Below are 24,424 nucleotides of genomic sequence, written 5' to 3'. Positions count from 1 at the left end.
GCGTACGGCCGGCTCAGCGGCCGGCCGTCGGCCCGCCGGAGAGGACGGCGTCCAGCCCGTCGTCGATGTCGAAGTAGCGCGGCAGCGGCCGGCGGGCGTGCAGCCGCGACACCCGGGTCAGCCGGCGGCGGCGCAGTGCCCGGGTGTCGCGGACGGCGTCGTTGTAGAAGCGGCGGGCCAGCCCCACCCGGACGGCGGCCTCGTCGAGCTCGGGCGGGCGGGCCCCGGTCGGCACCTGGCCCAGCAGCCGGCCCAGCCGGTTCTCCGCCGCCTCGCGGTCGCCCGCGGCCGGGGTCCGGGAGGCGGCCGCAGCGGCGGCCAGCCCGGTGGCCAGCGGCGCGCCCAGCGCGTCCGCGCGCTCCCGGGCCAGCGCGGCGGCCAGCTCGGCCCGGCGCAGCAGCGCGGCGTCGAGCACCTCACGGGCCCGGCGCACCCGCCCGTCCAGCCGGCGCAGCCGGATGAGCGTCCAGCCGGTCCACAGCAGGTGCAGGGCGACCAGGAGCCCGGCGACGAGGAGCAGCCAGGTCCCGGTGGTCATGACGGCCCAGGCTAGTCAGCCCGGCGGTGCGCGCGGGCCTCCCGGTCGCGCGACGGGGCGTCAGCGGTGCACGCGGCGGCGGAACGGCCCGTGCGGTGCGCCCGCGACGTCGCCGAGCAGCGCGGCGTCGTCGGCGGCGGAGCCGGTGACCCCCGCGCCGCCGGGTGGGGCAACGGTCTCGTAGACGGTGAGGATCCGCTGGGCGACCACCGACCAGTCGTACTCGGCGACGACCGCTCGGCCGGCCGCGGTGAGCTCCGCCCGGCGGCCCGGGTCGGCGAGCAGCCCGCTGACGGCGGTGGCCAGCGCGTCGGCGTCCCCGCGGGGCACCAGCACCCCGGCCGTGCCGCCGGCCAGCACCCGCCCGAAGGCGTCGAGGTCGCTGGCCACGACCGGCGCCCCGGAGGCCATCGCCTCCAGCAGGATCACCCCGAAGGACTCGCCGAGCAGGTTCGGTGCGCAGTAGACGTCGACCGAGCGCAGGAACGCCGCCTTGTCCTGCTCGGTGAGCTCCCCGAGCAGGGTCACGTGCCGGCGGAGGTCCTCCCCCACCAGCGCGGCCAGCGCGTCGGGGTCGCCGCGGCCGGCCACCAGCAGGCGGGCGTCCGGGTGCGCGCGGACGACCTGCCGCAGTGCCTCCAGCAGCACCGGCAGCCCCTTGCGCGGCTCGTCGTAGCGGCCGAGGAAGCCGATCGTGGGCACCGCCGGGTCGTGGATCGCCAGCCGGGGCCCCTCGGCGAACGCGGGCACGTGCACACCGTTGGGTATCACGACCGCGTCCCCGCCCAGGTGCTCGACCTGCACGCGGCGGGCGAAGTCCGACACCGCGATCCGGCCGCTGATCTTCTCCAGCCAGGGGCGCACCACCGGACCCCAGGCGGCGAGGAACTTGGACCGGGTCGTGGCGGCGTGGAAGGTGGCCACCAGCGGGCCGTCGGCGATCATGCAGACCAGCAGCGAGGCCGAGGGCGGGGCCGGCTCGTGCACGTGGACGACGTCGAAGGCGCCGTCCCGCAGCCAGCGGCGCACCCGCGCCGCCGACACCAGGCCGAACTGGAAGCTGGCCATCGAGCCGTTGTACGGGACGGGCACCGCCCGCCCGGCCCACGTGACGTGCTCGGCGGGGAGGTTCTCCTCGTGCTCGGCGGGGGTGAGCACCTCGACGTGGTGGCCGAGCTCGCGCAGGGTCTCGGCGAGGTCGCGCACGTGGTACTGGACACCGCCGGGCACGTCCCACTGGTAGGGGCAGACGAGGCCGATGCGCATCAGGACACCCCCGCCGGCGCCGCGCGGTCGCCGGGTCCCACCTCGGGCCAGATCCGGCCCAGCACGTGCCAGTCCTCGGGTGCCTCGGCGATCGAGGTCGCGAACGCGTCGGCCACCTGCTGCATCGCCGCGGTCACCCGGTCCCGCAGCCGGCCCGCGCCCTCGACCGGCACGGGGGGATGGACGACGAAACGCCAGCCGGCGCCGTCGAAGCGGCACACCGCCGGCAGCAGCACGGCGCCGGTCTGGGCGGCCAGCAGCGCCGGCCCGCCGGGCATCGTCGTCCGCCGGCCGAAGAAGGTGACCGGGACGCCGCTGCCGGAGAGGTCGCGGTCGACGAGCAGGCACGTCGTCCCGCCGCCGGCCAGCCACTCGCGCAGCACGGTGGAGCTGGGGCGCTCGCCACCGGTCAGCGGCACCACCCGCATGCCCAGGCCCTCGCGGTAGGCGACGAACCGGCGGTACAGCTGCTCCGGCCGCAGCCGCTCGGCGACGGTGAGGAACGGCCCGCCCAGCAGGTGGACCAGCCAGACGCCCGCGGCGTCCCAGTTGCCGCTGTGCGGCAGGGCGATGACCACGCCGCGGCCCTCGGCGACGGCGCGCTCGAGGTGCTCCCGGCCGACCATGGTCGAGCCGGCGACGATCCGCTCGGCGCCCAGGACCGGCAGCCGGAAGGCCTCCTGCCAGTACCGGGCGTAGGACCGCATGCCCCGCCGGGTCAGGTCGGCGAGCGCGGCGTCGTCCAGCCGGCCGCCGGTGACCACGTCGAGGTTGGCGCGCAACTGCTGCACGCCCCGGCCGCCGCGGCGCGCGGCGTACGCACCCCCGGCGGCGAAGGCGGCCCGGGCCACGGGCTCGGGCAGCAGCCGGACGGCCCGCCAGCCGGCCGCGTAGCCGCCGTCGGTCAGCCGGTCGCGCAGCTGCCCCGCCCGGCTCACGACGCGGGTCGGCCGCTGGGCTCGCCGGGCGACCGGGTGGGCAGCTGCCTGCCGCGCGACTCCCGCCGGACGGCGGCGAACCGCTGCGCGACGGTGACCGCGCTGCCCACCAGCAGCACCCAGAGCGCCACGTGCACCGCATAGGGGATGCCCAGGCCGCTGAACCCGGTGCCGACCAGCACCAGGATCAGCCGCTCGGTGCGCTCGACGATGCCGACGTCGGCCGACAGCCCCACGCCCTCGGCGCGCGCCTTGACGTAGGAGGTGAGCACGCCGAGCACCAGGCACAGCAGTGCGAGCAGCACCAGCAGCCGGTTGTCGCCGGCGCCGGAGAACCACCACACCAGCCCGCCGAAGATCGCGGCGTCGGCGGCGCGGTCGCCGGTGGAGTCCAGCACCGCCCCGAACACCGAGCCGCCGCCCCGGGCGCGGGCCAGCGCGCCGTCGAGCATGTCCAGCAGCACGAACACGGTGACCGCGAACGCACCCCAGAACAGGTGGCCGGTCCCGATCAGGAACACGGCGGACAGGATCGCCCCGACCGTGCCGGTGAGGGTGACCGCGTTGGCGGTGACCCCCGCCCGGAGCAGGCCACGGACGACCGGTGCCCAGAAGCGGGCGACGGCCGGCCGCAGGTTGACCCCGAGCACTCAGACCACCGGACCGGTCGCCGGCCACGCCGCGGCCAGCAGCGCCCGGGTCTCGGCGAGCACCTGCGGCAGCACCCGGGTCAGCCCGAGGACGGGCATGAAGTTGGTGTCGCCGCCCCAGCGGGGCACCGCGTGCTGGTGCAGGTGGTCGGCGATGCCAGCGCCGGCGACCGACCCCTGGTTCATGCCCACGTTGAACCCGTGGGCGCCGCTGACCCCGCGCACCACCCGCATCGCCGTCTGGGTGAAGGCGCCCAGCTCGGCGACCTCGGCGACGGTGAGGTCGGTGTAGTCGGGCACGTGCCGGTACGGGACCACCATCAGGTGACCGGCGTTGTACGGGTACAGGTTGAGGACGGCGAAGACGGTCTCGCCGCGGGCCACGACCAGCCCGTCCTGGTCGCTCATCGCCGGGATGAGGCAGAACGGGCAGTCGTGGTCGCCGGTGGGCTTGTTCTCGCCGCGGATGTAGGCCATCCGGTACGGCGTCCACAGGTGCTCGAAGACCGCCGAGGGGCCCCCGTCGTCGTTGACGACGGGGACCCGGGCCTCCTGCGGCTCGTCGGTCACTGGGCCGGCTCGGCGGTCGGGTCGGTGTTGTGCCGGGCGGCGACCCAGGCCGCGACCTGCTCGACGGCCTCGGCCACCGGCACCCCGTTGCGCTGCGACCCGTCGCGGTAGCGGAAGGAGACCGCCCCGGCCTCGGCGTCGGTGGCCCCGGCGATGAGCACGAAGGGCACCTTCTGCTTGCTGGCGGTGCGGATCTTCTTCTGCATCCGGTCGTCGGAGTCGTCGACCTCGACCCGGATGCCGCGCTCGCGCAGCTGCAGGGCCACGTCGGTCAGGTAGGGCACCTGCTCGTCGGTGATCGGGATGCCGACGACCTGCACCGGCGCGAGCCAGGCCGGGAAGGCGCCGGCGTAGTGCTCGGTGAGCACGCCGAAGAACCGCTCGATCGAGCCGAACAGCGCCCGGTGCAGCATGACCGGGCGTTGCCGGGAGCCGTCGGCGGCGCTGTACTCGAGGTCGAACCGCTCGGGCAGCTGGAAGTCGACCTGGATGGTCGACATCTGCCAGGTGCGGCCGATCGCGTCACGGGCCTGCACGGAGATCTTCGGGCCGTAGAAGGCCGCGCCCTCCGGGTCGGGCACCAGCTCCAGCCCGGACTCGACCGCCGCCTGGCGCAGCGCCTCGGTGGCGGCCTCCCAGCTCTCGTCGCTGCCGACGGACTTCGCCGGGTTGCGGGTGGAGAGCTCCAGGTAGAAGTCGCTCAGCCCGTAGTCGGCCAGCAGCCCCAGCACGAAGTCCAGCAGGCCGCGCAGCTCACCGGGCATCTGCTCGGGGGTGCAGTAGATGTGCGCGTCGTCCTGGGTGAAGCCGCGGGCCCGGGTGAGGCCGTGGATCACGCCGGACTTCTCGTAGCGGTAGACGGTGCCGAACTCGAACAGCCGCAGCGGCAGCTCCCGGTACGACCGGCCCCGCGAGGAGAAGACCAGGTTGTGCATCGGGCAGTTCATCGGCTTGAGGTAGTAGTCCTGGCCCTGCTTGCGGACGTTGCCCTCGGCGTCGCGCTCCTCGTCCAGCCGCATCGCCGGGTACATGCCCTCGGAGTACCAGTCCAGGTGCCCGGAGGTCTCGAACAGGTGGCCCTTGGTGATGTGCGGGGTGTTGACGAAGGAGTAGCCGGCCTGCTCGTGCCGGCGGCGGCTGTAGTCCTCCAGCTCGCGGCGGATGACCCCGCCCTTCGGGTGGAAGACGGCCAGGCCCGAGCCGATCTCGTCGGGGAAGCTGAACAGGTCGAGCTCCGAGCCGAGCTTGCGGTGGTCGCGCCGCTCGGCCTCGGCCTGCTGCTCCTGGTACGCCTTGAGGGCGTCCTTGCTCTCCCACGCGGTGCCGTAGACCCGCTGCAGCTGCGGGTTCTTCTCGCTCCCCCGCCAGTAGGCGGCGGCGCTGCGGGTGAGCGCGAACGCCGGGATGTTCGAGGTGCGCGGCAGGTGCGGGCCGCGGCACAGGTCGGTCCAGACCCGGTCGCCGGTGCGCGCGTCGACGTTGTCGTACATGGTGAGCTGGGCGCCGCCGACCTCGACGTCCGCGCCGTCGGCGGCCTCGCCGGCACCGCCCTTGAGCCCGATCAGCTCGAGCTTGTACGGCTCGTGCGCGAGCTCGGCGCGGGCGTCGTCGTCGCTGATCTCCCGGCGGCGGAAGTGCTGCCCGGCCCGGACGATCTCGGTCATCTTCTTCTCGAGCGCCGCGAGGTCCTCGGGGGTGAAGGGCCGCTGCGGGTCGAAGTCGTAGTAGAAGCCGTTCTCGACCGGCGGGCCGATGCCCAGCCGGGTGCCGGGGAACAGCTCCTGCACGGCCTGGGCGAGCACGTGCGCGGCGGAGTGCCGGATCACCGCGCGGCCCTCGGCGCTCGCGGCGGCCACCAGCTCGACGTCGGTGTCGACGTCGGGGGTCCAGGCGAGGTCCTTGAGGTCACCGGTGGCCAGCTCGCGGACGACGACCGCGCCGTCGGGGCCCTTCAGCGGCAGCCCGGCGTCCTTGAGCGCCTGCAGGGCCGTCGTCCCGGCCGGCACCCGGACGGGGTCGGCAGCGGTGGGCGAGGGCGCGGTGGACACGAGGTCTCCTGAGGGGATCGGGTCGGGCCCCGGCCGGACGACCGGGCCCTGAGCAGACTAGTGCGCGTCCGGGGCGGGGCGGGTCAGCCGGGGACGACGCCCAGCCCGGCGGCGACCGCGCCGCGGGCGTCCAGCACGGCGCCCACCCGCCCGGCGGTGGCCGGGTCGGCGGGCAGCAGCCGGACGGCGTCGGCGCCCAGCTCGATCTGGACCGGGACCGCCTCGGCCCGGCTGACGGCGAACCGGCCGTCGGGCCCCTCGGTGAAGGTGAACCGGGCGATCACCGAGTCCTCGGTGTCGTGACCGCGGGTCGCGTGCTCGGCCAGCGCGTTGCCCAGCCCGTAGGCCACCCACTCCCCCTCGACCCGCTCGAAGGGCTGGACGACGTGCGCGTGGTGGCCGAGCACCAGGTCGACGTCGGGCGAGGCGAGCAGGGTGCGCACCGCCTCGACCTGGCCGGCGGTGGGCTCGTGGTCGTACTCGGCGCAGCAGTGCACGCTGGCCACCACCACCTCGGCGCCGGCGGCCCGGGCGGCGGCCGCGTCGGCCAGCACGCCGCTGACGTCGGGCACGGCGAAGGTGTCCACGGCGAAGGGCCGACCGGCCGGCAGCGGCACGCCGTTGAGCGAGAACGTCGTGGCCACGTGCCCGACCCGCACGCCGGCGACGTCGACCACCCGCGGGGTGTCGGCCTCGGCCTGGCTGCGGTACGTGCCGGTGTGCGCGATGCCCGCGGCGTCGAGGGTGTCCAGCGTGCGCACCAGTCCGTCGAAGCCGTCGTCGAGGGAGTGGTTGGAGGCCGTGGAGCACAGGTCGTACCCGGCGCCGGCGAGCGCGTCGACGACCTCGGGCTGGACGGCGAAGGCCGGGTACCCCGAGTACGGGCCGCCGGGCGGGGCGACCGGTGTCTCCAGGTGGCAGACGGCGAGGTCGGCGGCCTGCACCACCGGGGCGACGCCGGCGAACACGGCGGCGAAGTCGTAGGAGCCGTCGGGCTGCCGGGCCCCCTCGGTCAGCGAGCGGCCCTGGTGCACCAGGACGTCGCCGGTGGCCACCAGCGTGAACGACCGCGGCGGGAGCGCGGCCGACGTCGCCGGCCCGGCCGCGGTCGACGGGGCGGGAGCGGCGTCGGGAGGTGCCGGCTCGCTGCTGCAGCCGGCCAGGCTGAGGACGGTGAGCAGCCCCGCCACGCGGTTCCGGGCCCGCACGGGCCGGGTCAGCCCAGGAGCCGGACGGCGTCGCCGGCGGCGACCCGGCCGGGGGTGCGCACCTCGGCGTAGACGCCCAGGCAGTGCTTGGGGGTGCGGACGACCTGGAGCTCGGCCGCCCCCACCTGCAGCCGCCGGCCCACCCAGCCGCGCTCGTCCCCGGCGCCGGTGAGGTGCAGCAGCAGGTTGGCCCGCGGGTCGTCGGCCGAGCAGCCCTCGGGGACGTCACCGGCGGCCGCGCGGTCGATGGCCTCCCGGGACACCAGGTGGACGGCCGCGGCATCGACCTGCGGCCCGCCGGCGGAGGGCGCCAGCCGCACCGGACGGCCGAGGACCCCGGTGACGGTCGTCGTGTCGGCCTCGGTGTCGCCGGTGGGCACGATCGCGTGCAGCTGCGGGGTGGTCTTCAGCGTGACGCGCTCACCGGAGTCGGCGTCCACCACCGTGTACGCCCGGTCCCCGCGCAGCCCGGCGTCCTCGACCTCGACGGCGGCCACCGTGCGGCCGGCCAGGGACTTCACCGGGTAGACGGAGATCTGCTCGACGACACCCACGACGTCCCCACCCGCCTCGTGCCGGCCCGCCACGTCCGTGCCCCCGTCGTCGCTCACGGACCGCACGCTACCGGCAGGGGCACGCAGGCCATCTGCACCAAGTCGATCGGGTTTGCGACACTTGCGCCGTGACGGGAGCAGGGACCGCCGGCGGCGCGCTGACCCGCCGGCGCCACGTCGACCTGCTCCGGGTGGGCAGCGCGGCGTGTCCGCGCCCCCGCACCACGCTGCGCTGACGCCCCGCGCCCCTCCCGACCGCCCGTCGGTCACCTCTCCCCCGACCGCCCGCCTCCCCGGCGAGCGGTCCCGTCCGCCCTGGAGCCCTCATGACCGGAGCCCCTGCGCTCACCTCCCCCGTGGACCCGATCGCCGCGGACGACGCCGCCGCCCGCCCGCCGCTGGTCGCGCACTGGTTCCTGCCCACCTACGGCGACTCCCGCGGACTGGTCGGCGGTGGGCACGGCATGGCCGCCACCGCCGCGGGCGGCTCCCGCCCGGCCTCGCTGGGCTACCTGACCCAGGTCGTGCGCGCCGCCGAGACCGTGGGCTTCAAGGCCGCCCTGACCCCGGCCGGGCTGTGGTGCGAGGACGCCTGGCTGACCACGGCCATGCTCGCCGGCGCCAGCGAGCGGCTGGAGTTCCTCGTCGCCTTCCGGCCCGGGCTGCTGTCGCCCACCCTCGCCGCCCAGATGGCCGCCACCTTCCAGCGGCACTCCGGTGGCCGGCTGCTGCTCAACGTCGTCACCGGCGGCGAGCCGGCCGAGCAGCGCGCCTACGGCGACTTCCTGGGCAAGGACGACCGGTACCGCCGGTGCGGGGAGTTCCTGCAGGTGGTGCGCGGGCTGTGGCGCGGGGAGACCGTCGACCTGGTCGGCGAGCACGTGCAGGTCGAGGGCGCGAGGCTCGAGACGGTGCCCGACCCGGTGCCGCCGGTGTACTTCGGCGGCTCCTCCCCGCTGGCCGGCGAGGTCGCCGCCGAGCACTGCGACGTGTACCTGACCTGGGGCGAGCCGCCGGCCCAGGTGGCCGAGAAGATCGCGTGGATCCGCGGCCTGGCGGCCGCCCGCGGGCGCACCGTGCGCTTCGGCATCCGGCTGCACGTCATCGCCCGGGACACCTCCGACGCCGCCTGGGCCCAGGCGGAGACCCTGCTGGCCGGCATCCCGCAGGGGATGGTCGACCGCGTCCAGGCCAACCTGGCCCGCAGCGAGTCCGAGGGCCAGCGCCGCATGCGGGCGCTGCACGCCGGCGGCACCGCCCGCGCCGCCGACCTCGAGGTCTCCCCCAACCTGTGGGCCGGCGTCGGCCTGGTCCGCGGCGGCGCCGGCACGGCCCTGGTGGGCAGCCACACCGAGGTCGCCGACCGGATCGCCGAGTACCACGCGCTGGGCATCGACGAGTTCGTGCTCTCCGGCCACCCGCACCTGGAGGAGGCGTACTGGGTCGGCGAGGGCGTGCTGCCGCAGCTGCAGCGCCGCGGTCTGTGGACGCCTCCGGCCGGCTCGCCGGCCGGAGGCCCGGCACCGGCCTCGATCCCGTTCACCGGCCGGTGACCCGGCCTCAGCCGGCCCGCTGCCCCGTCGGACCACCCCGGCGGCGCAGCCGGCGCAGCTGGGCGTCGAGGTAGGGCCGGGCGCGGCGCTGGCCGCCGCGCTCGGCGATCGCCCCGTCCAGCGCGGTGAGCACCCGCAGCAGCCGCGGCTCGTCGGGGTGCCAGCCGCGGCGCTCGCACTCCTCCAGCCACTCCACCGGCGCGACGTGGCCGCGGGCGGCGTTGCACCGGCGGCAGGCGGCCACCTCGTTCTCCAGCCACGAGGGCCCGCCCTTCACCCGCGGGACGACGTGCTCGGTGCTGGGCTCGACGTGCTCGCCGAACGCGCGGGCGCACCAGATGCAGGTGGGCCCGTCGCGGTCGACGGCGACCCGCAGGCGGGCGGCGCGGTCCAGTGCCATCGCCGTCCATGGTGCGCCCGCCCGGGCTCCCCGGCACGGGAACGAGACGAGGGCCAGGTCACCCGTTCCCGGGTGGACCTGGCCCTCGCGCACGGTGGGCGATACTGGGATCGAACCAGTGACCTCTTCGGTGTGAACGAAGCGCTCTACCGCTGAGCCAATCGCCCGTGCTGCGGAAGATTGTGCCAGACGCTCAGTGCCACAGCGGCACCCACCCCGGCACCCAGTCCGGCACCCCCGTCAGGTGCAGGGTCAGCACGACCACGCCGTAGACGAAGGCCGCGGTCAGCAGGGCCACCGCGACCCGGACGGCGACCGGCTGGCGGCCCAGCCAGTCGGTCCAGCCCTGCACCTGACGGCGGGCGTAGGCGAGCAGCCGCTCGGCCCACAGGAACTCCGTGGCCAGCACGAAGAGGCCGGCGAAGACGATGAGCCAGCCCGGGCCGGGCAGCGGGATCGCCACGACGCCCACGGCCACGACCAGCCCGCCGACGATGCCGACGCCCAGCCGGTAGGGCGCCTCGACGCTCTTGCGGGCAGCGATCCGCCGGCGCCAGCCGGTCTCGGCGACGCGCTCGCGCAGGCTGCGGTCCTTCTCGTGCCCGGCGCGCACCGCGTGGCTCCGTCCCGAGGGGACGTGCTCCCCCGGTGCGGTCCGGATGTCCTGTCCGCTCAGCTGGTCACCTGCCCGGTCGCGACGATCTCCGACGGGGTCGTCGGAGCCTGCCGGCCGGGCTCGATGCTGATGGCATACGTGGAGTAGTCGTCCAGCCCGGTCGCCGCCGAGCGTACGGTCCGCAGGTCCATCTGAGGAGAGGCCACGTCGAACGTCCCGATGGCCACCGGGGAACCGTCCCGTATCCCCCAGACGACGTAGGTCCGGGCGCTCGCGTCGTTGACCGGCAGCCCCTCGGCGAGCACCTGCACCTGCCCGTCCCGGGCGACCACCGAGGCGACCTGCTGACCGTCCTCCTCGGTCAGCGGGGCGATCGCGGCCCGGCCGGGCTGCAACAGCAGGTCGATCACGCGGCTCTGCTCGGCCGCCTCGGCGCGGGCGGCGTCCCGGTCGCTGGTGACCACGACGTTCCACGCCCCCAGCGCCAGGACGGCGGCCACGGCGGCGGCGACCAGCGCGGTCGGCAGCACCCGCCGCCAGCCCGGCCGCGGGTCGACGTCCCGGATGGGCAGCGGCGCACGGACGTTGCCGTAGGCGCTCGCGCCCCCCAGCGGGACGGGTCGGGGCCGCTCGACCGGCGCGCGGGCGACCGGCGGCTCGGGGACCTCGGCCGGCCGGACCTGCTCGGTCTCCTCCACGGCGGCACGCAGCCGGTCGCGCAGCGCGTCGGAGGGCTCCGCCGGGGGCAGGTCGCCGGCGAGGGCGGCCATCACCCCGGCGGTGTCGGCGACGGTCTGCGCGCAGCGGTCGCACGTGCGCAGGTGGGCGGCGAAGAGCGTCTCGTCCTCGGGCTCGAGGGCGTGCAGCGCCCAGCCCACGGCGAGCTCGTCCCAGCTCCGGTGCTCGTCGTCGCGGCCGGGCTGCGCTCCGGGCGCGGTCATCGGGGACCTCCGTCGGCCGGGGTGGCACCGGGGACGCCGGTGCCCAGCGTGTCCTTCAGCCGGCGCATCCCGGCGAGCATGCGGGTCTTCACCGTGCCCAGCGGTGTGCCGGTCAGGGCCGCCACCTCCCGCTGGGTGTAGCCGCCGTAGTAGGCCAACGTCAGCGCCTCCCGCTGCGGTTCGGGCAGGGCACGCAGCGCCTCGCGCACCCGGCCGGCCTCCATCCGCTCCCACGCGTCGTCCTCGACGTCGCTGATCTGGACGGGCGCGGACAGGGCGAGGTCCTCCTCGGCGCGGGTCGTGCGCCGGCGGTGGGACTCCTCGCGCCGCACGGCGTCGACGGCCTTGTGGTGGACCATCGTCAGCAGCCAGGAGGCCACGCTGCCGCGGGCGCCGTCGAAGGCGCCCGGGTCGCGCCAGATGCCGACGAACACGTCCTGCAGCACGTCCTCGGCCAGGACGTCGTCGGCGAGCACGCGGCGCGCCAGGGCGAAGGCCGGACGGCGGAAGCGCTGGTAGAGGTCGTCGACGGCACCCCGGTCGCCGGCAGCGACACGGCGCAGCAGCTCGAGGTCGGCGGCGCCGTCCTCCGTGCTGCGCGCAGGTCGAGTCACGAGGCCCATGGTCACACGACGCCTTCGTCGCCTGGCCCCGTATCGGTTCACTCCCCGACGGCCGGGCGACACGTGTGACGGGTGTGACTCAGGAGGCGCCAGAGGCGCGACACGCCGAGAGCATGCGTGACCGGGCCCGGTTCTGGGTCGTTACAGGGCATGGCGCGCTACCCGAGGTCTGGCTGCACTGCACGAACCACCCTCCACCTGGTCGGTCCGCAGTCGTGGACGGCCGTGCCCGCGGCACTGGTCTACGACGCGCGGGACCCCTTCGCGGTGCGGGTCCGGTTCGGCGACGGCGGCGAGGACGAGTTCGACCGCGGCACGGACGACGTCGCCCTGCAGGGCCCGGCGTTCGGCGAGGACGTCCCCGACGAGGACGGCGGCGTGGAGTGGCTGCTGAGCCGCGACCTGCTGCGCGCCGGGCTCACCAGCCCGGCCGGCGAGGGCGACGTGCGGCTGTGGCCGGCCCGCGGCGGGCTCGACGTCCTGTTCCTGCAGCTGCGCGCCCCCTCGGGCGAGGCGCTGTTCGAGCTGTCGGCCGCCGTCGTCGGCGACTTCCTGCGCGAGAGCGAGCAGCTCGTGGCCGTCGGGCACGAGAGCGAGGCGCTCCAGGTGGACGACGAGCTGTCGGCGCTCCTGCAGGGCGGCTCGGACCCCTCGGGCCACTGACCCGGCTCCTGCAGGTCCGCGCACGCTGCTGACCTGCAGGAACAGCCTCCGGGACACCCCGGGTACCCCCCCGGTTCAACCCCCTGGAGAGGGTCCGCTAGAGTTCTCCACGCACCGCGAGAGCGGGGCACTGCGGATGTGGCTCAGTGGTAGAGCATCACCTTGCCAAGGTGAGGGTCGCGGGTTCGAATCCCGTCATCCGCTCGGAAGCCCGGGCGCTGGTCTCTGGACCGGTGCCCGGCGTGCGGTGGAGTGGCCGAGAGGCGAGGCAACGGCCTGCAAAGCCGTCTACACGGGTTCAAATCCCGTCTCCACCTCCGTCTCCGCCACGGAGCACGGGCGTGGAGGAGGGACCGGTCGCGAGACCGGCACGGGCGATTGGCGCAGCGGTAGCGCGCTTCCCTGACACGGAAGAGGTCACTGGTTCGATCCCAGTATCGCCCACCACGAGAAGGCCCCAGGTCACCGACCTGGGGCCTTTCGCTGTTCCAGGCACATCACTCGCCCCCGGTGCGGGCGGTCGGACCGCTGGCGTGATCCTCGCCACGGCTGGTCAGCCGACCGCCGGCGTCACCCACTCGGCCCAGAACCGGTCGACCTGGGCGGCGAGGGAGGCCCGGTCGCCGTCGTTGCGCAGCACCACGTCGGCCACCGCCCGGCGCTGCTCGTCGGTCGCCTGACTGGCCATCCGGGCCCGGGCGTCGTCGGCGGACAGGCCCCGGCCCACCAGCCGCTCCACCCGGGTGTCGGGGTCCGCCTCCACGACGAGCACCAGGTCGTGGCCGCCCGCCTGACCGGTCTCCACCAGCAGGGGCACGTCCTGGACCACGACGGCGTCCGCCGGGGCGGCAGCGACGAGCTCAGCGGCCCGGGCGCGCACCAGCGGGTGCACGATGCCGTCCAGCCGGGCGCGGGCAGCCGGGTCGCCGAACACGATCGCCGCCAGGGCGGCCCGGTCCAGCGCACCGTCCGGGCCGACCACGCCGTCGCCGAACTCCCCGACCACGGCGGCGAGCCCCGGCGTGCCGGGTTCGAGCACCGCGCGGGCGATCCGGTCGGCGTCGACCACCCGCGCCCCGCGCTCGGCCAGCAGCGCGGCCACCGTGCTCTTGCCCGACCCGATCCCACCGGTCAACCCGATCCTCAACACCCCGCGGACCTTAGACCGGCTCCCGCGCAGGGGCCCGCCACGAACCTGCGAGTGGTGGGGGCACGGGGGTCCTTCGTATCGAGATGGTCACGGCGCGTCGCGTCCGGCGCGTCGTCCGCGAGTCACACCCGTCACAGGACTTACCTTTCGTCCCGGTGGACCTCCCCCGCCACAGCAGAGAGGCAGCGACCATGTCCCGTTCCACGAGCACTGGCACACCGTCGGCTGTCGGCACCCTCCCCCGCGGCCGGCACCGGATCGAGAACCCCGCCGGGCTGCGGGTCGCCGACCTGCCCGGCGTGCGGGAGCTCCCGCGGGCGCGGCGCGGGACGGCGTTCTTCCGGGCGTTCGTGCCCAGCGTCTCCGCAGGCCGGCACACCTGGGCCTTCCTGGCCAACGCCGGCGGCCGCCCGCGCACCGCGTTCGCGATCATCCTCAGCCTCTGACCCGGGCGCGTCCTCGTCCGGGCCGCCAGACGCCGCTCAGCGGGCGGATCAGCCGGTCGGTGAGGCCGGGCCCAGCGTTGCCGAGGTGTCCGGCTGGGCCGGTGCGTCGGCGGTGAGCACGTCGCCCATGAGCGACTGCAGTGCGGTCTGCGTGCCGGTGGCGTCGAGGACGCCGGGCACGAGGGACAGCGAGTAGGTGCGGGACCCGAGGGTCGCGATGAGCGTCGTCTCGTCGGGGCCGCTCAGCAGGACGGCGGAGGCGCCGGGCACCACCGCCTGGTCGTAGCGGACGCCCTGGGCCTGCTGCGCGTCGACCGTCGCGTCGACCCGGTCCGCGGCGGCCTGCTCGTCGGTGTAGGTGAAGACAGACAGCTGCAGCAGCGGATCGGCGGCGGCGGCGTCCTCGGTGGCCGGGACGACCCCGAACCCACACGTGATGCGACCGGTGCGGCCGATCTCGGGCTGCGCGGTGCCGACGGTGAACGTCGTCTGGCCCGGCAGCGGCGTCCCGAGCGCGACGTCGATCTGCCGCAGCGTCAGCAGCCCTGAACAGCCGTCGGGGAGCGTGTAGACCGGCGCCGCCGTCGTGGCGGGGGCCGACGTCGTCGGCGGTGGGGTGCTGCTGGTCGGGGTGGCCACGGGCGCGGCCGCCGGGCTGCTGCAGCCCACGAGCACCACCGACCCCACCAGCCCCACGAACGACCGTGCGCCGCCCACCCGGGTGGGTGGACGGCGCACGGTCATGTGCTGCTCAGGTCAGCCGCGAGGTCACTCGCCGCCGGCGAGCTTGGCCCGCAGGGCCGCCAGCGCCTCGTCGGAGGCCAGGGTGCCGCCGGTCGAGGTGGTCTCGTCCTCGGCCTCGGCGGCGCTGGAGTAGCTGCCGCCGGCAGCTGCCTCGGCGTCGGCCGCCTTGGCCTCGGCGATCTGCTTGCGGTGCGCCTCGAAGCGGGCCTGGGCGTCGGCGTACTGCTTCTCCCAGGTCTCGCGAGCCGCCTCGTAGCCCTCGAGCCACTCGCCGGTCTCCGGGTCGAAGCCCTCCGGGTAGATGTAGTTGCCCTGCTCGTCGTAGGACGCGGACATGCCGTAGGCGGCGGGGTCGAACTGCTCCTCGTCGCCGATGACGCCCTCGTTGGCCTGCTTGAGCGACAGCGAGATGCGGCGGCGGTCCAGGTCGATGTCGATGACCTTGACCAGGATCTCGTCGCCGACCTGCACAACCTGCTCCGGGATCTCCACGTGGCGCTCGGCCAGCTCGGAGATGTGCACCAGGCCCTCGATGCCCTCGTCGACGCGCACGAACGCACCGAAGGGGACCAGCTTGGTGACCTTGCCGGGGACGACCTGCCCGATCTGGTGCGTGCGGGCGAACTGACGCCACGGGTCCTCCTGCGTCGCCTTCAGCGACAGGGAGACCCGCTCACGGTCCAGGTCGACGTCGAGGACCTCGACGGTGACCTCCTGGCCGACCTCGACGACCTCGGACGGGTGGTCGATGTGCTTCCAGGACAGCTCGGAGACGTGCACCAGGCCGTCGACGCCACCCAGGTCCACGAAGGCACCGAAGTTGACGATCGAGGAGACGACGCCCGTGCGGACCTGGCCCTTGGCGAGCTTGTTGAGGAACTCGCTGCGGACCTCGGACTGGGTCTGCTCCAGCCACTGGCGACGGGAGAGGACGACGTTGTTGCGGTTCTTGTCGAGCTCGATGATCTTGGCCTCGAGCTCGCGGCCCACGTAGGGCTGCAGGTCGCGGACGCGACGCATCTCGACCAGCGAGGCGGGGAGGAAGCCGCGCAGGCCGATGTCGAGGATGAGACCGCCCTTGACGACCTCGATGACGGTGCCGGTGACGACCTCGTCGGCCTCCTTCTTGGCCTCGATCGTGCCCCAGGCGCGCTCGTACTGCGCGCGCTTCTTGGACAGGATCAGCCGGCCCTCCTTGTCCTCCTTCTGGAGGACGAGGGCTTCCACCTCGTCGCCGACCTTGACGACCTCGGTCGGGTCGACGTCGTGCTTGATGGACAGCTCACGCGAGGGGATGACGCCCTCGGTCTTGTAGCCGATGTCCAGCAGCACCTCGTCCCGGTCGACCTTGACGATCACGCCTTCGACGATGTCGCCGTCGTTGAAGTACTTGATGGTCTGGTCGATGGCGGCGAGGAAGTCCTCGGCGGTGCCGATGTCGTTCACCGCGACCTGGGGGGTGCTGTCGGGACGGACCTGGGTGGAGGTCATGAAGTCGAGTGCTCCGGACGGGGGATGCGAAGGGACAGGACACCCGCGGCCCAGGTGGGACGCGGGGAAGTTCACGGGAGAGGGCTGTGCCGAGCACCCCGGACAGGGGTCGTCGCCACAGACCTCAGGCGTGGTCCTCCATGGTACGTACCTCCGGCGGACGGGTCCATCCGGGTCCGGACCGCGATCGACGCCGTCGGCGTGTCACGATCGCCGGGCCATGGACCCCACCCCCGGCGGCCTGCCCGCGACCTCCCTGCCCCTCGCCGAGGACGGCTACCCCGCCGCCGGCGGGGTCACCCGGCGCCCCACCGGCCCGGCCGAGTCCGCCCGCGCCAACCGCGGCTGGTGGGACGCCGCAGCACCCGCGTACCTGGCCGAGCACGGCTCGGACCTGGGCGACAGCGACTTCCTCTGGTGCCCGGAGGGCCTGCGCGAGGCCGACGCCCACCTGCTCGGGGACGTCGCCGGCCGGCGGGTGCTGGAGATCGGCTGCGGTTCGGCGCCCTGCTCGCGCTGGCTGCGGCTGGCCGGGGCCTCCCCCCTGGCGCTGGACGTCTCCGGCGGCATGCTCGCCCGGGCCGCGGAGCTCAACCGCAGCACCGGCGTCGACGTCCCGCTGCTGCAGGCCGACGCGGGCGCCCTGCCGCTGGCCGACGCCAGCGTCGACCTGGCCTGCTCGGCCTTCGGCGGGCTGCCCTTCGTCAGTGACGCCCGCGCGGTGCTCACCGAGGTGGCCCGGGTGCTCGTGCCCGGTGGCCGGCTGGTCGCCTCGGTCAACCACCCCATGCGCTGGCCGATGCCGGACTCCCCCGACCCCGACGACCTGCGCGTGGTGTCCTCCTACTTCGACCGCACGCCCTACGTCGAGACCGACGACCGCGGCCGCACCGTCTACGTCGAGCACCACCGGACGGTCGGCGACTGGGTGCGGGCGGTGGTGGGCGCGGGGTTCGTGCTCACCGACCTGGTCGAGCCGGAGTGGACGCCGGGGCGCACCGAGACCTGGGGCCAGTGGTCCCCCGAGCGGGGTGCGCTCGTGCCCGGCACGCTGGTCCTGGTCTGCGACCTGCCGGCCCGCTCCTAGGGCAGCAGCACCAACCGGGCACCCGACCCGGCCGCGGTGCGCTCCCAGGCCGTCCGGACGTCGGCCAGCGGCAGCGTCTCGTGCGCGACGGACAGCTCCCCCGCCGCGGCGACGGCGAGGACGGCGTGCAGCGCGTCGGCCCGCTGCCCGGCGGTGAGCGCGTTGTTCGTGTAGCCGAGCACCGAGGCGCCGCGGCTGCGCAGGACCGCGGAGGACAGCTCCGCGGTGTCCCCGGCCGCGCTGCCCAGGTTGACCAGCCGCCCGCCCGGGGCGAGGGCCCGGCTCGCGGCGGTGGCCACCGGGCCGAACACCGGGTCGACGACGACGTCGGCCGCGCCACCGCAGGCCTCGGTCAGCTGCGCGGCCAGCTCGTCGACGCCGGCGCCCAGCTCGACGACGACGTCGGCACCGGCCGCCCGGGACCGTTCCGCCGAGGACCCCGGCCGGGCCACGGCGACGACCCGGCCCGCGCCCAGCGCCCGCGCCGCCCCGACGGCCGCCTGACCGACCGCCCCGCCCGCGCCCAGCACGAGCACCCGCTCCCCCGGCCGCAGCTGCGCCCGCCAGGTCAGCGCCATCCACGCCGCCACCCCGGACAGCCCGATCGCGGCCACCGCGGCGTCGGTCACCCCGTCGCCGTCGGCCAGCAGGACGACGTCGCCGTCCGGGACGCTGCACCACGGCGCCTGGCTGCCGTCACCGGGAGCCATCCCCGCGGCCGTGGCGACGAACGCCCGCCCGCCCACGGGGTGCACCGTGGAGTCGGCCACCACGCCGACGCCCTGCACCCCGGGCACGTACGGGACGGCGGGCCGGCCGAAGTACGACGTCCCGGAGGCGCACAGCAGGTCGAGCGGGACGACGGGGGCGGCCGTCACCCGGACCAGGGTCCGGCCCGGCTGCGACTCCGGTGGCGGGTGCTCGGTCACCTCGGGCGGCTGCCCGGGCGAGCTCAGGACGGCGGCGCGCACCGGATCAGGTGCTGATGTCGGGGTAGGGCATGGTCACGTGCTCCATGGCCTTCCCGTAGGCCCGCTGGTACTCCAGCGGCCCGTGGTCGCGCTCGAACATCGCGATGAACAGGGTGAGGGTGAGGAACGGGTGCGCGCCCATCCCGAACAGCGTCACGTGGTCGTGCTCGGCCAGCGCGCGCCGTTCCTCGTCGGTGAAGGCCAGCCACGTCGTCCGCTCGGCCGGGGTGCAGTTGAGCAGGGTGTTGGCCATCTCGGCCTCCCACCAGCGCACCGTGCCGGCCGGGTCCTCCCGGTAGCGCTCGGTGAGCTCCGGGTCGCGGTCGACGGTGAACAGGAACTTGTCCAGCAGGTACTTGCTCACGAGTCCTCCTCGCTGGCGCTCGTCGGCCGCGTTCGCGGAGCTGCTGTGCTCATGGGCGAGCTCGCACGCTCGCTCACCTGGGGTCTCCCTGCGGGTACCAGGTGAAGTAGGCCTCCATCGTGTGGAACAGGTCCAGGGTGTCGACGTGGTCGGCCTTCTGCCCAGCGCCGGCCACGCCCATCATCAGCATGAAGTCCATGAACCCGTGGGTGGCGTTGCCCGGGTGGTGGAGGCTGTCGAGGGTCACCTCGGCCAGGCAGCCCTCGATGTCGCCGTTGGCGATCCACTCGACCGCCTTGCGGTCGAACTCCGGGTCGGGCCCGTGCTCGCCGAACTGGCGCGGGCCGCCGAGCTCGAGGCTCAGGTGGCCGGTGCCGATGACCGCCACCCGCTTGTCGCTGGGCCAGGACTCCACCATCTCCCGCAGCGCCTGCCCGAGCTGGACGAAGCGGGAGGGCCGCGGCATCGGCGGGGCGAAGATGTTGGTGTAGACCGGCACGATCGGCAGGTCGGCCTCGGGCCGCAGCGTGATGATCGGGCAGGTGATGCTGTGGTCGATCCGCAGCTCGTTGCTGAACGCCAGGTCGAAGTCCCGGTCCAGCCCGTCGCGCAGGATGTGCGCCGCCAGCTCCTCCTCGCCGCGCAGCGTCATCCGCGGCAGGCCGAACTCGCGCTCCTCGTTGTGCCAGTTGGCGTCGAAGAACGGCGCCTTGCCCACGAGGAACTGCGGCATGTTGTCCAGCCACAGCTGGTGGAAGTGGTCGCTGCCGACCATCACCAGGACGTCGGGTGCGGCGGCGGTCAGCGTCTCCCGGAACCGCTCGATCTTCGCGACCCACTCGTCGGCGAACGGCGGGCGGTCCGCGCCGGTCGCGGTGCTGGCGCGGTAGTAGAACGGGTGGTGGGTGGACGCGACGACCGCGACCAGTTCAGCCATGGGGACCTCCGGTGGTCTCGGCGGACGGCAGCGCAGCGGGGACGTAGGGGTCCGGGTCGACGGACCGGTTGTTGAGGTCGACGGAGAGGAAGACCTCGTTGGCGACCGGGTGGCGGATCTCCTCGGCCAGCTGACCGATGAGGCCGGCGGTGCGGGCCAGCAGCGCGAAGCCGCGCAGCAGCTCCAGCGGCAGGCCGAGGTCGGCCAGCGCGGCGCCGCACACGCCGGCGCCGTTGAGCGGCAGGGTCCGGCCGAGCACCTGGGGGTGGACCCGGCCGATCGCGGCGAACAGCGACAGGTGCGGGCCGACCAGCCCCTCCTCGCCGGCGATCTCGAACAGCCGCGGCGTGCGCGGGTCGCCGTCCTTGTGCACGTGGTGGCCCAGCCCCGGCACGAACCGGCGGGCCGCGCGCTGGGCGGTGACGGTCTCCAGGGCCAGGGCGTCCCAGCCGGCGTCGTCGACGGGCAGGCCGCCCTCGACGCCGGTGAGGACGTCGTGCAGGAACCGGCCGCAGTCCTCGGTGACGCCGAGGAAGCGGCTGCCCCCGCCCAGCAGGCCGGCGGCGAGCGCGCCCTGCACCGAGTCCGGCGCCGACAGGTAGGTCAGCCGCGTGACGATCGCGGTGGGCGTGAAACCGTGGTCGGCCAGGGCGGCCAGCACCGCCTCGAAGACCCGGGTCTCCCCCGGGCCCGGACGGCGCTGGGTGGCCAGCCAGAAGGCCAGCTCGCCGAACCCGACGGTGCCCATGACGTCGCGGGCGAGGTCGGCGCCGAGCAGGGTGATCGACTCCCGGCTCGAGGCACCCAGCGCGGTCGGGTAGGCGGGGGTGGTCATGCGCGCTCCTCCTCGGGGGTGGCCAGCCAGCGGCGGACCTCGGCGCCGTGCTCGTCGAGCCCGGGCGGCGGCAGCCGGTAGCCGACCGGCGTCCCGGAGAAGGTGATCGGGTTCCGGACCATCGGGACGGCGTCGTCACCCTCCCCCACCTCGACCACCGGGTCCAGGCCGATGCCCGCGGCGAAGGCGACGCCCTGGTCGACGGTGTTGATCGGCCCGCAGGGCACGCCCGCGGCGATGATGTCGGTGAACCAGTCGAGCTTGGAGCGGGTCCGCAGCCGCTCGACCAGCAGCGGGCGCAGCTGGTCGCGGTTCGCCGTCCGGTCCTCGTTGCGGGCGAAGCGCGGGTCGTCGGCGAGCTCGGGGACGCCGAGCACCTCGGCCAGCTTGCGGAACTGGCCGTTGTTGCCCGCGGTGATGATCAGGTCGCCGTCGGCGCAGGGCAGCGGCTCGTAGGGGAACAGGCTCGGGTGGCTGTTGCCCATCCGGAACGGGACGACGCCGCCGGCGACGACGGCGCTGGCGTGGTTGACCAGCCCCGAGAGCGCCGAGGACAGCAGGTTGACCTCGACGTGCTGCCCCCGCCCGGTCTCGTGCCGGGAGCTCAGCGCCGCCAGGACGCCGATCGTGGCGTGCAGGCCGGCCATCACGTCGAAGACCGAGATGCCGGCCCGGTAGGGCTGGCCCTGCGGGTCGCCGGTGAGGCTCATCAGCCCGGAGATCGCCTGCACGATCAGGTCGTACCCGGGCAGCTCGGCACCGCCGGGCTGGCTGCCGAAGCCGGTGATCGAGGCGTAGACGACCCGCGGGTTGGTCGCGGCGACCGTGTCGTAGTCGAGCCCGAAGCGGGCCAGCCCGCCGCTCTTGAAGTTCTCGACCACCACGTCGGCCCGGCGGGCCAGCTCGCGGGCGGCGGCCACGTCGTCGGCGTCCTTGAGGTCTAGGGCGACCGAGCGCTTGTTGCGGTTGACGCCCAGGTAGTAGGTGGAGACGCCCTCGCGGACCGGCGGCTGCCAGCTGCGGGTGTCGTCGCCGGCCGGGCCCTCGACCTTGACCACCTCGGCGCCCATGTCGGCCAGCAGCATGGTGGCGTACGGGCCGGCGAGGATGCGCGAGAAGTCGGCCACCAGCAGTCCGGCCAGGGGCCCGCGCGGGGGCTCGTCGCCCGGCACGGGAGGTGGCGTGCTCATGGGTGCTCCTTCGCCGAAGCCGCAGAACGGACAGACGTCCGTCGTTGGATGCCCGGCAGTCTCAGCGCCGCGCCGCCCACATGTCAAGAGCGTCCAGTGAACTGGGTCACCGCTCGATTGCGTCTTGACAGCGTGCTCCAGATCACTCCACAGTGACCGCCACGGCGATGCAGCCGCACAGCGGACGACTGTCCGCCACTCTCCCGAGGAGATGCGATGTCCCACCCCGACAACGGCGTCGAGCACCCGGCGGCCGGCCGCCCGGTCGTGCTGCGCGGCGGCACCGTGCTCACCATGGACCGGGCCCACACCGTCCTGACCGACGCCGACGTGCTCGTCGTCGGCGACCGGGTCGCGGCCGTGGGCCACCGGCTCGACGTCCCCGAGGGCGCCGTCGAGGTCGACGCGACCGGCGGCATCGTCATGCCCGGGATGATCGACACCCACCGGCACATGTGGCAGACCGCGATGCGCGGCTACGGCGCCGACTGGACCCTCACCCAGTACTTCGTCTGGTACTACCTCGAGCACGGAAAGGCCTTCCGCCCCGAGGACGTGCACGCCGGCAACCTGCTGTCGGCCTGGGACGCGCTCGAGGCCGGGGTCACCACCACCGTCGACTGGTCGCACGGGCTGCAGACCGTCGACCACGCCGAGGCCGCCGCTGACGCGCTGCTCGCCGTCCCGGGCCGGTTCGTGCTCGCCTACGGCAACATCCAGGCCGGGCCCTGGGAGTGGGCCACCGACCCGGCCGTCCAGGCGTTCCTGCGGCGCCGGCGCGACGAGGGCCGGCTCGGGCTGCAGCTGGCCTTCGACGTCACCGGCGACCCGTCGTTCCCGGAGGCGGCCGCCTTCGAGGCCGCCCGCGAGCTGGGCCTGCCGGTCACCACCCACGCCGGGGTGTGGGGCGCGACCAACGACGACGGCATCCGGCTCATGCACGAGCACGGCTTCATGACCCCCGAGACGGTCTACGTGCACGCCGCCACGCTGAGCACCGACTCCTACCACCGGATCGCCGCCACCGGCGGCTCCATCTCGGTGTCGACGGAGTCCGAGCAGAGCGCCGGGCAGGGCTACCCGCCCACCTGGCAGGTCCGCCGGCACGGCATCCCGGTCTCGCTGTCGATGGACACCAGCGTGTGGTGGAGCAGCGACCTGTTCTCGGCGATGCGGACGACGCTGGGCGCCGACCGGTCGCGGGAGCACCTGGAGGCCCACGCCCAGGGCGAGACGGTCACCTCGGTGCACCTGCGCGCCGAGCACGTCGTCGACTGGGCCACCCGCGGCGGCGCCGCGGCGCTGGGGCGCGACGACCTGGGCAGCCTCGAGGTGGGCAAGAAGGCCGACGTCGTGCTGGTCAAGAACGACCGCTCGCCGGTGTCGTTCCCGCTGCTCAACCCCTACGGGCACCTCGCGTTTCAGGCCCAGCGCGGTGACGTGCACACCGTCCTGGTCGACGGCCGGGTGGTGAAGAGCGAGCACCGGCTGGTGGGCGTCGACCTGGCCGCCGTGCGCCGCACCGTCGACGCCACCGTCGAGCACCTGCGCTCGAGCATGGGCGAGGAGGCGTGGACCGCCGGGATGAACCCGCAGCTGCCCAGCGAGCAGATGCTGGACAACCCGTACTCCTACACCGAGTACAAGTCGGCCAGCACCCACGGCGCCCGCGGCAGCGTCTTCGGCGACGAGGCCGCGGGACGCTGACCCGGCGCCGTCCCGCCCGCTCGGGACGGCGCCACCCGGGGCCGTGGGAGCCTGCGGGACGACGACCGAGGCCTGGGAGGGGACGGACATGGCGGGTCGGGGAACCGGGCCGGACTTCGTGGAGGCGCTGGCCCGCGGGCTGGACGTGCTGGCCTGCTTCGACGCCGACCGGCCGGAGATGTCGCTGTCCGACGTGGCCGCCGCCGCCGGCCTGGCCCGGCCGACCGCGCGCCGGCTGCTGCTGACCCTCGAGGAGCTCGGCTTCGTGCGCAGCTCCGGCGGGGCGTTCCAGCTGACGCCGAAGGTCCTCACCCTGGGCATGGCCTACGTCGGCGCGCTCGGGCTGTGGGACATCGCCCGGCCGCACCTGGAGGCGCTGGTCACCCGCAGCGGCGAGTCGTCCTCGATGGCCCAGCTGGACGGCTCGGACATCGTCTACGTCGCCCGGGTCGCCGTCCCGAAGCTGATCGCGCTGCGGGTCGAGATCGGCACGCGGTTCCCGGCGGTGCAGACCTCGCAGGGCAAGGTGCTGCTCGCCGCCCTGCCGGCCGAGGAGCTGACCGCGGCGCTCGCCGAGCCCAGCCGGTCGGGGCTGCCGCCCTACATCGGCCGGTCGCGGGAACAGCTGGACACCGAGCTCACCGAGGTGCGCGCCCGCGGCTGGGCGCTGGCCGACGAGGAGCTCGCCCCCGGCGTGCGGTCGGTCGCCGTCCCGGTGCGGGACGCGACCGGCGCGGTGCGGGCGGCGATGAACGTGACGGTGCACGCCGCGGAGACCTCGGTCGACCGGCTGCTCACCGAGCACCTGCCGTTGCTGCTGCGCACCGCCGGCGACGTCAGCGCCGAGTGGGCGCTGTGGCAGTCGCGACCGTACGCGGAGGTGGCCCGCCGCACCGGCGGCTCCGCCACCGCCTGACCCAGCGGGACGCTGTCC

At 74.8% G+C, this 24,424-nt stretch carries 27 protein-coding genes and 4 tRNA genes; 10 read left to right on the top strand and 21 right to left on the bottom strand.

All coding sequences use genetic code 11. From position 1 onward, the window contains the following. Window positions 1-13: 13 nt before the first annotated feature. The 8 genes from ACGBYP_RS04495 to ACGBYP_RS04460 all read right to left on the bottom strand — a co-directional run bounded on the left by ACGBYP_RS04495 (window position 14) and on the right by ACGBYP_RS04460 (window position 7,829). Window positions 14-538, bottom strand: a complete 525-nt coding sequence (locus ACGBYP_RS04495) for a hypothetical protein (RefSeq protein WP_411582056.1) — start codon at window positions 536-538, stop codon at window positions 14-16. 60 nt (window positions 539-598) lie between these two features. Next, the gene (locus ACGBYP_RS04490) at window positions 599-1,804 is read right to left on the bottom strand and encodes a glycosyltransferase family 4 protein (RefSeq protein WP_411582055.1); all 1,206 of its coding nucleotides are present in this window, start codon (window positions 1,802-1,804) and stop codon (window positions 599-601) included. Beyond that, window positions 1,804-2,742, bottom strand: a complete 939-nt coding sequence (locus ACGBYP_RS04485) for a phosphatidylinositol mannoside acyltransferase (RefSeq protein WP_411582054.1) — start codon at window positions 2,740-2,742, stop codon at window positions 1,804-1,806. The genes ACGBYP_RS04490 and ACGBYP_RS04485 overlap by 1 nt, the downstream gene beginning before the upstream one ends. Further along, window positions 2,739-3,392, bottom strand: a complete 654-nt coding sequence (gene pgsA / locus ACGBYP_RS04480) for a phosphatidylinositol phosphate synthase (protein ID WP_411582053.1) — start codon at window positions 3,390-3,392, stop codon at window positions 2,739-2,741. Before pgsA ends, ACGBYP_RS04485 begins: the two co-directional genes overlap by 4 nt. Then, window positions 3,393-3,962: an HIT family protein gene (locus ACGBYP_RS04475; protein ID WP_411582052.1), complete on the bottom strand. Its 570-nt coding sequence runs from the start codon at window positions 3,960-3,962 to the stop codon at window positions 3,393-3,395. Then, complete coding sequence (gene thrS / locus ACGBYP_RS04470) at window positions 3,959-6,010, bottom strand: threonine--tRNA ligase (protein WP_411582051.1); 2,052 nt, start codon at window positions 6,008-6,010, stop codon at window positions 3,959-3,961. The genes ACGBYP_RS04475 and thrS overlap by 4 nt, the downstream gene beginning before the upstream one ends. Before the next feature lie 83 nt (window positions 6,011-6,093). After that, on the bottom strand, window positions 6,094-7,218 hold the full coding sequence (locus ACGBYP_RS04465) for a CapA family protein (RefSeq protein WP_411582050.1): 1,125 nt from the start codon (window positions 7,216-7,218) through the stop codon (window positions 6,094-6,096). 8 nt (window positions 7,219-7,226) lie between these two features. Then, complete coding sequence (locus tag ACGBYP_RS04460) at window positions 7,227-7,829, bottom strand: MOSC N-terminal beta barrel domain-containing protein (protein WP_411582049.1); 603 nt, start codon at window positions 7,827-7,829, stop codon at window positions 7,227-7,229. 71 nt (window positions 7,830-7,900) lie between these two features. Between ACGBYP_RS04460 and ACGBYP_RS04455 the strand changes: the two genes are divergently transcribed. Together ACGBYP_RS04455 and ACGBYP_RS04450 are read left to right on the top strand one after the other, a co-directional pair. After that, complete coding sequence (locus ACGBYP_RS04455) at window positions 7,901-8,008, top strand: putative leader peptide (RefSeq protein ID WP_411582048.1); 108 nt, start codon at window positions 7,901-7,903, stop codon at window positions 8,006-8,008. A 90-nt stretch (window positions 8,009-8,098) separates the two neighbouring features. Then, a complete protein-coding gene (locus ACGBYP_RS04450) occupies window positions 8,099-9,325 on the top strand; it encodes an LLM class flavin-dependent oxidoreductase (protein WP_411582047.1) in 1,227 nt (408 codons plus the stop codon). A 7-nt stretch (window positions 9,326-9,332) separates the two neighbouring features. On the opposite strand, the gene ACGBYP_RS04445 is transcribed toward ACGBYP_RS04450, so the two are convergent. The 5 genes from ACGBYP_RS04445 to ACGBYP_RS04425 form a co-directional block, all read right to left on the bottom strand. Beyond that, window positions 9,333-9,725 (bottom strand): HNH endonuclease, encoded by a 393-nt coding sequence (locus ACGBYP_RS04445; RefSeq protein WP_411582046.1) that lies wholly within the window; start codon window positions 9,723-9,725, stop codon window positions 9,333-9,335. 95 nt (window positions 9,726-9,820) lie between these two features. Further along, window positions 9,821-9,892: transfer RNA gene (locus ACGBYP_RS04440), tRNA-Val, on the bottom strand. 26 nt (window positions 9,893-9,918) lie between these two features. After that, window positions 9,919-10,338 carry a TIGR02611 family protein gene (locus tag ACGBYP_RS04435; RefSeq protein WP_411582045.1) on the bottom strand — a complete coding sequence of 140 codons (420 nt, stop codon included), beginning with the start codon at window positions 10,336-10,338 and terminating at the stop codon, window positions 9,919-9,921. A gap of 59 nt (window positions 10,339-10,397) precedes the next feature. Beyond that, on the bottom strand, window positions 10,398-11,282 hold the full coding sequence (locus tag ACGBYP_RS04430; protein ID WP_411582044.1) for an anti-sigma factor domain-containing protein: 885 nt from the start codon (window positions 11,280-11,282) through the stop codon (window positions 10,398-10,400). Beyond that, window positions 11,279-11,905 carry a sigma-70 family RNA polymerase sigma factor gene (locus ACGBYP_RS04425; RefSeq protein ID WP_411582043.1) on the bottom strand — a complete coding sequence of 209 codons (627 nt, stop codon included), beginning with the start codon at window positions 11,903-11,905 and terminating at the stop codon, window positions 11,279-11,281. The genes ACGBYP_RS04430 and ACGBYP_RS04425 overlap by 4 nt, the downstream gene beginning before the upstream one ends. Before the next feature lie 225 nt (window positions 11,906-12,130). Here ACGBYP_RS04425 and ACGBYP_RS04420 point away from each other — a divergent pair, with 225 nt between their 5' ends. The 4 genes from ACGBYP_RS04420 to ACGBYP_RS04405 all read left to right on the top strand — a co-directional run bounded on the left by ACGBYP_RS04420 (window position 12,131) and on the right by ACGBYP_RS04405 (window position 13,015). Further along, window positions 12,131-12,568, top strand: a complete 438-nt coding sequence (locus ACGBYP_RS04420) for an SsgA family sporulation/cell division regulator (RefSeq protein ID WP_411582042.1) — start codon at window positions 12,131-12,133, stop codon at window positions 12,566-12,568. 132 nt (window positions 12,569-12,700) lie between these two features. Next, window positions 12,701-12,772: transfer RNA gene (locus tag ACGBYP_RS04415), tRNA-Gly, on the top strand. Between the two features lie 42 nt (window positions 12,773-12,814). Beyond that, window positions 12,815-12,885, top strand: a tRNA-Cys gene (locus ACGBYP_RS04410). 55 nt (window positions 12,886-12,940) lie between these two features. Then, window positions 12,941-13,015, top strand: a tRNA-Val gene (locus ACGBYP_RS04405). 106 nt (window positions 13,016-13,121) lie between these two features. On the opposite strand, the gene coaE is transcribed toward ACGBYP_RS04405, so the two are convergent. After that, window positions 13,122-13,718 carry a dephospho-CoA kinase gene (gene coaE, locus ACGBYP_RS04400; protein ID WP_411582041.1) on the bottom strand — a complete coding sequence of 199 codons (597 nt, stop codon included), beginning with the start codon at window positions 13,716-13,718 and terminating at the stop codon, window positions 13,122-13,124. A 191-nt stretch (window positions 13,719-13,909) separates the two neighbouring features. Here coaE and ACGBYP_RS04395 point away from each other — a divergent pair, with 191 nt between their 5' ends. After that, a complete protein-coding gene (locus tag ACGBYP_RS04395) occupies window positions 13,910-14,164 on the top strand; it encodes a hypothetical protein (RefSeq protein ID WP_411582040.1) in 255 nt (84 codons plus the stop codon). Window positions 14,165-14,212: 48 nt separating this feature from the next. On the opposite strand, the gene ACGBYP_RS04390 is transcribed toward ACGBYP_RS04395, so the two are convergent. Both ACGBYP_RS04390 and rpsA read right to left on the bottom strand, forming a co-directional pair. Beyond that, on the bottom strand, window positions 14,213-14,902 hold the full coding sequence (locus ACGBYP_RS04390; RefSeq protein ID WP_411582039.1) for a hypothetical protein: 690 nt from the start codon (window positions 14,900-14,902) through the stop codon (window positions 14,213-14,215). Window positions 14,903-14,932: 30 nt separating this feature from the next. Further along, window positions 14,933-16,399, bottom strand: a complete 1,467-nt coding sequence (gene rpsA / locus ACGBYP_RS04385; RefSeq protein ID WP_411582038.1) for a 30S ribosomal protein S1 — start codon at window positions 16,397-16,399, stop codon at window positions 14,933-14,935. Between the two features lie 220 nt (window positions 16,400-16,619). On the opposite strand from rpsA, the gene ACGBYP_RS04380 reads away from it, so the two are divergent. Next, window positions 16,620-17,486, top strand: coding sequence for a class I SAM-dependent methyltransferase (locus tag ACGBYP_RS04380; RefSeq protein ID WP_411582037.1), 867 nt, complete (start codon window positions 16,620-16,622; stop codon window positions 17,484-17,486). Here ACGBYP_RS04380 and ACGBYP_RS04375 read toward each other — a convergent pair. From ACGBYP_RS04375 to ACGBYP_RS04355, 5 genes are all read right to left on the bottom strand, one after another. After that, on the bottom strand, window positions 17,483-18,364 hold the full coding sequence (locus ACGBYP_RS04375) for a zinc-binding dehydrogenase (protein ID WP_411582036.1): 882 nt from the start codon (window positions 18,362-18,364) through the stop codon (window positions 17,483-17,485). The two genes, ACGBYP_RS04380 and ACGBYP_RS04375, sit on opposite strands and share 4 nt — an antisense overlap. 97 nt (window positions 18,365-18,461) lie before the next feature. Continuing rightward, the gene (locus ACGBYP_RS04370; protein ID WP_411582035.1) at window positions 18,462-18,821 is read right to left on the bottom strand and encodes a hypothetical protein; all 360 of its coding nucleotides are present in this window, start codon (window positions 18,819-18,821) and stop codon (window positions 18,462-18,464) included. Window positions 18,822-18,894: 73 nt separating this feature from the next. Beyond that, the gene (locus ACGBYP_RS04365) at window positions 18,895-19,758 is read right to left on the bottom strand and encodes an extradiol ring-cleavage dioxygenase (RefSeq protein WP_411582034.1); all 864 of its coding nucleotides are present in this window, start codon (window positions 19,756-19,758) and stop codon (window positions 18,895-18,897) included. Beyond that, complete coding sequence (locus ACGBYP_RS04360) at window positions 19,751-20,593, bottom strand: citryl-CoA lyase (protein ID WP_411582033.1); 843 nt, start codon at window positions 20,591-20,593, stop codon at window positions 19,751-19,753. Before ACGBYP_RS04360 ends, ACGBYP_RS04365 begins: the two co-directional genes overlap by 8 nt. Then, the gene (locus tag ACGBYP_RS04355; protein ID WP_411582032.1) at window positions 20,590-21,783 is read right to left on the bottom strand and encodes a CaiB/BaiF CoA transferase family protein; all 1,194 of its coding nucleotides are present in this window, start codon (window positions 21,781-21,783) and stop codon (window positions 20,590-20,592) included. The genes ACGBYP_RS04360 and ACGBYP_RS04355 overlap by 4 nt, the downstream gene beginning before the upstream one ends. A 216-nt stretch (window positions 21,784-21,999) precedes the next feature. Here ACGBYP_RS04355 and ACGBYP_RS04350 point away from each other — a divergent pair, with 216 nt between their 5' ends. Together ACGBYP_RS04350 and ACGBYP_RS04345 are read left to right on the top strand one after the other, a co-directional pair. Next, window positions 22,000-23,490 (top strand): amidohydrolase family protein, encoded by a 1,491-nt coding sequence (locus ACGBYP_RS04350; protein ID WP_411582031.1) that lies wholly within the window; start codon window positions 22,000-22,002, stop codon window positions 23,488-23,490. Window positions 23,491-23,578: 88 nt separating this feature from the next. After that, entirely contained in the window at window positions 23,579-24,406 is an 828-nt protein-coding gene (locus ACGBYP_RS04345) for an IclR family transcriptional regulator C-terminal domain-containing protein (RefSeq protein WP_411582030.1), read from the top strand. Window positions 24,407-24,424 lie beyond the last annotated feature (18 nt).

Source organism: Modestobacter sp. SSW1-42 (assembly GCF_046635825.1).
Taxonomy (GTDB): Bacteria; Actinomycetota; Actinomycetes; order Mycobacteriales; family Geodermatophilaceae; genus Modestobacter.
Note: the sequence above shows the minus strand (reverse complement) of the source record. Positions and strands in the feature narration are given on the sequence as shown.